Annotated in this window: 4 protein-coding genes and 1 tRNA gene; 3 read left to right on the top strand and 2 right to left on the bottom strand. The window is 53.8% G+C overall.

Annotation, left to right across the window (positions count from 1 at the left end; all coding sequences use genetic code 11):
- Positions 1 to 727 (bottom strand): RNA-guided endonuclease TnpB family protein (locus tag H6G52_RS17290; RefSeq protein WP_190529950.1); only part of this gene is annotated, 727 nt, incomplete at its 3' end.
- Between the two features lie 274 nt (positions 728 to 1,001).
- Here H6G52_RS17290 and H6G52_RS17285 point away from each other — a divergent pair.
- Together H6G52_RS17285 and H6G52_RS17280 are read left to right on the top strand one after the other, a co-directional pair.
- Positions 1,002 to 1,532: a DUF4330 domain-containing protein gene (locus H6G52_RS17285; protein WP_099532700.1), complete on the top strand. Its 531-nt coding sequence runs from the start codon at positions 1,002 to 1,004 to the stop codon at positions 1,530 to 1,532.
- Between the two features lie 85 nt (positions 1,533 to 1,617).
- Complete coding sequence (locus tag H6G52_RS17280; protein ID WP_190529944.1) at positions 1,618 to 3,246, top strand: alpha-D-glucose phosphate-specific phosphoglucomutase; 1,629 nt, start codon at positions 1,618 to 1,620, stop codon at positions 3,244 to 3,246.
- Positions 3,247 to 3,655: 409 nt separating this feature from the next.
- On the opposite strand, the gene H6G52_RS17275 is transcribed toward H6G52_RS17280, so the two are convergent.
- A tRNA-Val gene (locus H6G52_RS17275) sits at positions 3,656 to 3,727 on the bottom strand.
- A 499-nt stretch (positions 3,728 to 4,226) separates the two neighbouring features.
- Between H6G52_RS17275 and H6G52_RS17270 the strand changes: the two genes are divergently transcribed.
- Positions 4,227 to 5,948 carry an AarF/UbiB family protein gene (locus H6G52_RS17270; protein WP_190529948.1) on the top strand — a complete coding sequence of 574 codons (1,722 nt, stop codon included), beginning with the start codon at positions 4,227 to 4,229 and terminating at the stop codon, positions 5,946 to 5,948.
- Positions 5,949 to 6,000: the final 52 nt, after the last annotated feature.

Genomic DNA, 6,000 nt, shown 5'->3' with positions numbered 1-6,000 from the left:
GATGGCGCTTGCCTAAAATCACCCTTGCCTTGCGACGATTGCTTGACCCTTTAACCTTTCTGCTAACCCTCCTTTGAGCCTGCTTGATCCGTTGCTCTCCCCTGCGAAGAAAGTGCGGATTTTCTGCTCTGTAGTCATCCTGAGTGACGTAGAAATCGTTGAGTCCTACATCTAACCCAATCGCCTTACCAGAAGGCTGAACTATTTCAGAGCGTTCAATAGATACGGCAAATTGAACATAGTACCCATCTGCACGTTTCACCAGTCTGACCCGCTTGATTTGGTTAGGTTGGTAAAAATGCAAATCACGAGTTCCCTTCAGTTTCAATCTGCCAATCTGCTTACCATCAGTGAACGTGATTGATTTACGATCCTCCGCTAGTTTCCACCCAGTCGTTTTGTATTCCACTGAGCGAACGTCTTTCTTAAATTGCGGAAAACCTTTCTTGCCTGGGATCTGCTTTTTGCAGTTCTCATAAAACCGCGAGATCGCAGACCAAGTGCGTTCTGCCGATGCTTGACGAGCCATTGAGTTGAGTTCATTGGCAAACGGAAATTCTTTTGCCAGCACCGCACAATACTTGTTGAGGTCGTATTTAGACAAGCCTTTATTATCCATCCAATAGCGTAAGCACTTGTTTTGGATGAACTTGGCAGTCCTCAACGCCTCATCAATCGCGCTGAACTGAGCAGGCTTTCCGTAGACTTTGAACTCAAGAATTAGCATATTTGCATTATAGCTTATGCTGACTTGCTTGGCATAAGAATAACGGGCGCTAAAGTACCCTTGTCGCCTTTTATCCTTGCTCTCAAGAGACAAGGTTTTCATGCTCCCGTGCGACCTGATAACCTTACTGCTGTCTAGGCTTTCTAGGTTATCTAGACCGCGCAGGTTCTTGGATCTCATTTCCCCTTGGATCTTGGATTTTGAATCTGGGATCTAGGGGTTGGTCTTGGGCTGCACAACCCTCGCCCCTTTCGTACACCTTCGGCATACCGCCATGAAACTGCTCGACTCACAGGGTCGCCTCCTTGGCAAACTCAGCATTTTAGACCTCGGTGCAGGCCTGGTTATCCTGCTTGTGCTGGTTGGGATCTTCTTGGTGCCCGGAACCGGCGGCTCCGTGGCCCAAGTGGGCGCAGTAAAACAAATGGTTGAAATTGACGCGGTGGCTCGGGGTCTTTCCATTCGGGATCCACAAACCGTGATCCAAGAAATGACCAGTTCCGGCAAAACCAACGTGATTATTCGGAACCAACCCTACGGCAGCATCACCGTGAAATCGGTGCAAACCCTCACCCGCACCACCCTGGTTCCTCAACCCGATGGCACGGTGAAAGCCCTGCCAGATCCCCGCCCTGATTTATATAACAGTGACCTGTATTTGACCCTCAGCGGCGAGGCCACCATGACGGAAAATGGGCCCGTTCTGGGGAATAACAAGCTCAAAATTGGCATTCCCGTGGAATTAGAAGGAAAGGCCTATAACTTCAATGCCAGCGTGATTGATGTGCGGTTGCTGAAGAAATAGGACTGGTCTTTTGGTTTCTGCTAGTGCGGGTTCCCAGCGGAGGCGATCGCCCCCATGACCCCATAAAATTTCGCCCTATTACCCTATGAATATTCACCACGTCGCCAGTCAGCCTTTTTTAGATCAAAAGCCCGGCACTTCCGGCCTGCGGAAGCGCGTGCCCGTTTTTCAGCAGCGGCATTATTTAGAAAACTTTGTTCAATCCATCTTTGACAGCCTCGAAAATTTTGCCGGCCAAACCCTAGTCCTGGGTGGTGATGGGCGCTACTACAACCGCACCGCGATCCAAACAATCTTGAAAATGGCCGCGGCCAATGGGGTGGGGCGCGTGTTGGTGGGTCAGGGGGGAATTTTGTCCACTCCGGCGGCCTCCTGTGTGATTCGCAAAAACGAAGCCTTTGGCGGCATCATCCTCTCGGCCAGCCACAACCCCGGCGGCCCCGATGCGGACTTTGGCATTAAGTTCAACACGGCCAACGGCGGCCCGGCTCCCGAAAAGGTGACGGATGCGATTTATCACCGCACCAAAACCCTGGATGGCTATCGAATTCTGGAGGCGACGGATTTGGATCTTGATCGCCCCGGCACGAGCCAACTGGGCGACATGACCGTTGAGGTGATCGATTCCGTCAGTGACTACGCGGCTCTGATGCAGTCGTTATTTGACTTCGATCGCCTGCGGGATTGGTTCAAAACCGGCCGCGCCTGTGTGGATTCCATGCACGCCGTGACCGGCCCCTATGCCCAGGCAATTTTGCAAGGGCTGTTGGGTGCGCCGGCCGGCACGGTGATGAACGGTGTGCCCCTGGAGGACTTTGGCGGGGGGCATCCGGATCCCAACCTGGTTTATGCCCATGACTTGGTGGAAATTCTGTTTGGCGACGGTGCGCCGGACTTTGGGGCCGCTTCCGATGGGGACGGCGATCGCAACATGATTTTGGGGCGTAACTTCTTCGTCACCCCCAGCGACAGCTTGGCCGTGTTGGCCGCCAACGCCACCCTCATCCCGGGCTATCGCGAAGGTTTGGCCGGTGTGGCGCGATCGATGCCCACCAGCGCCGCAGTCGATCGAGTGGCGGCCAAGCTGGGCATTGATTGCTATGAAACCCCCACCGGCTGGAAGTTCTTCGGTAATTTGCTGGATGCGGGCAAGGCCACCCTCTGCGGTGAAGAAAGCTTCGGCACGGGGTCGAACCATGTGCGCGAAAAAGACGGTCTTTGGGCGGTGCTGTTCTGGCTGAACTTGCTGGCGGTGCGCGGCCAGTCTGTGGAGGCGATCGTGCGGGAACATTGGCAAACCTACGGCCGCAACTACTACTCCCGCCATGACTATGAAGAGGTGGAGAGCGATCGGGCTAATACCCTGGTTGATAACCTGCGGGCTAAGCTGGGCGACCTGAAGGGCCAGAAATTCGGCTCCTACGAGGTGGACTACGCCGATGATTTTGCCTACACCGATCCTGTGGATGGCAGCCTCAGCCAAAAACAAGGGATTCGGATCGGGTTTACGGATGGCTCCCGGATTGTGTTCCGCCTGTCGGGCACGGGAACCCAAGGAGCCACGCTGCGGTTGTATTTGGAAAGCTACGAACCCGATTCCGCCAAGCATGATCAAGACACCCAAGTGGCCCTCGGGGATTTGATCGCGATCGCGGAGGAAGTGGCCCAAATCAAGTCCCTGACCGGGCGCGATCGCCCCACGGTGATCACCTAACGATCAGTCGCTGCGATCTGATTGCTGATTAGACTTCTTGCGCGAATCAGCTAACAGCCCTCATCCCCCAACCCCTTCTCCCAAGGCGGGTGAAGGGGAGCCAGAAATCAGGAATAACGGCGATTTCGTTGTTGATTTTCAAGTCCCTCTCCCGACTTGGGAGAGGGATTTAGGGTGAGGGTCTGGATTGATGCAAGCGGCCTATTGAGGATGAGGCGAGTTCTGCACCCAGCGAGCGGCTTTCGTGGTCGCATTTTCACCGATCCTGGATCTGGGATCAGTTACCGGATACTTGGCTGATCAACCCTGAGTTTTCCGTCTTGGCCTCGACAGCCTCGATCGAAACTCTCGATTGAATTGGTGAATTGGCTCATCAAGACCCGTTGAGCTTGTGTTGAACCTGTTTAGATGGGCGATACTGGATTTGAACCAGTGACCCCTTCCGTGTGAAGGAAGTGCGCTACCACTGTGCTAATCGCCCGCGCTCAGTGCGTTTCCGCCTTTGCAGAATCAAAGATTAGCATGGTGACCGCAATTGCTCAAGTCATTTGGCAAAATTTTTTGAACATTTTCTGAACTTCCATTGGGAACTTGTTTGCCAATGCTCGCGCATCAGCCGCGATCGAGCAGCGGTACCGGAGCTGAAACACCCGATTTTTCGAGCGATCGGGCGTAATCATTTCCAGGGCCACTCCAGGGGAACACCAATTCCACGGGCGATCAAATAAGGGCGATCGAGCGGGGCAATGCGATTGGCTGGTTGTAACCAAGGGCTGCATCCCCTTGCTTCCCACGATCCGGCAACGGCAGCATCAGGGTTTCAGGCGATTTGACGACCCCCCAAGCTGGTTGTAACGAAAAGCTTTGATTGTTTTTCGATTTTTGTAGTTTCCTATACGGGTGCTACAGCTAAAATAAATACCGGCTTTAGGTTGGTTGAGGCTGCTAGCGTGAACGCCACTTCGGTTCTTTTGGAAGATTTGCGCGCTGGCACAACCAGCAATCGCGCCCGTCGCTACGATCCCAAGGAAATTGCCCGATTTTACGGCCGGCGACCTTGGATTGGCATCTTGCGACTGTTGCAAATTGCTTGGTTCAGTGCTGCATTCGTGTTTGGCTGGTTGAGCGATCAATTGTGGGGCGAGCGGGCTGACCAAGTGGGCCAGCGAGCCGAGCAACTGCGTCAAATTTTGATCCACTTGGGCCCCACGTTCATCAAAGTTGGGCAAGCCCTGTCCACTCGGCCCGATCTGGTGCGGGTGGATTATTTAGCGGAACTCGAGAAACTTCAGGATCAGCTCCCGCCGTTTTCGACGGAACTGGCTTTCAGCATCATTGAAGCGGACTTGGATCGCCCCCTGCGGGACATCTTTCGCGACATTTCCCCCGAACCGATCGCGGCGGCCAGCTTGGGACAGGTCTACCGCGCCAAGCTCTACAGCGGCGAGGACGTGGCCGTGAAAGTGCAGCGGCCGAATCTGCTGCCAACCTTGACCCTTGATTTGTATTTAATTCGCTGGTGCGCCAGTTGGGCCGCTCCCTGGTTGCCGCTCAATTTGGGCCATGATTTGACCCTGATTGTGGATGAATTTGGCAGCAAACTTTTTGAAGAAATTGATTACCAAAACGAAGGACGCAACGCCGAGCGATTTGGTGAAAATTTCCGTGATGATCCCACGGTCAAAGTACCGGTCATTTACTGGGACTACAGCAGCCATCGGGTGCTGACGTTGGAATGGATTGACGGCCTCAAGCTGACCAACACGGACTCGGTGCGGGAAGCGGGTCTCGATCGGGATTCTTTGATCGGAATTGGCGTCACTTCTGGTCTGCGACAGCTCCTAGAATTTGGCTTTTTCCATGCGGATCCCCACCCGGGAAATCTGTTTGCCCTGCGCGATGGTCGAATGGCTTACATTGATTTTGGGATGATGGATCAGTTAAACGAATCCACCAAGGAAACGATCGTGGATTCGGTGGTGCATTTGTTGAACCGGAAGTATGAGGAATTGGCGGGGGATTTTGTGCGCCTCGGCTTCCTGGCTCCGAATACGAATATTCGTCCCATCATTCCGGCGCTGGAGTCGGTTTTGGGCGAGGCGATCGGGCGGAATGTGGGTAGCTTCAACTTCAAAACCGTCACCGATCGGTTCTCGGAATTGATGTATGACTATCCGTTCCGAGTGCCGGCCAAATTTGCCTTGATTATTCGATCGCTCGTCACCCAAGAGGGCTTGGCCCTGAGTTTGAACCCCCAGTTCAAGATTCTGGAAATTGCCTATCCTTACGTGGCGCGACGGTTGTTGATGGGGGAATCGCCCCAACTGCGTCGCCGTCTGATTGAAGTGCTGTTTGAAGATGGCAAATTTCAATGGACGCGCCTGGAAAATATGCTGGCGATCGCCCGTTCAGATTCCGGGTTTGACCTGGTTCCTACCGCCGGTTTGGGATTGCGCTATTTGATGTCCGAAGAGGGGCAATTGCTGCGTCAACGGTTGTTGCTAGCCCTGGTGGAAGACGATCGCCTCCATGGGGCTGAATTGCAACGCCTGTGGGATTTGGTGAAGGATGATTTGGAACCCAGCCGCCTGATGCAAGTGGCGTTGGACACTGCTTGGGATGCGATCACTGAGTTTTCGCGCGATCGGGCTGCTCAATTGTTGCCCACTTGGGGCGCACCGGCTGCCGCCTTTAAAAGCTAGCCTGCAACCCATGGTTAATTGTGGTTGATTAACGCCAACTAATTCACGTCAA

Source organism: Limnothrix sp. FACHB-881 (assembly GCF_014698135.1).
Lineage (GTDB): Bacteria > Cyanobacteriota > Cyanobacteriia > CACIAM-69d > CACIAM-69d > CACIAM-69d.
Note: the sequence above shows the minus strand (reverse complement) of the source record. Positions and strands in the feature narration are given on the sequence as shown.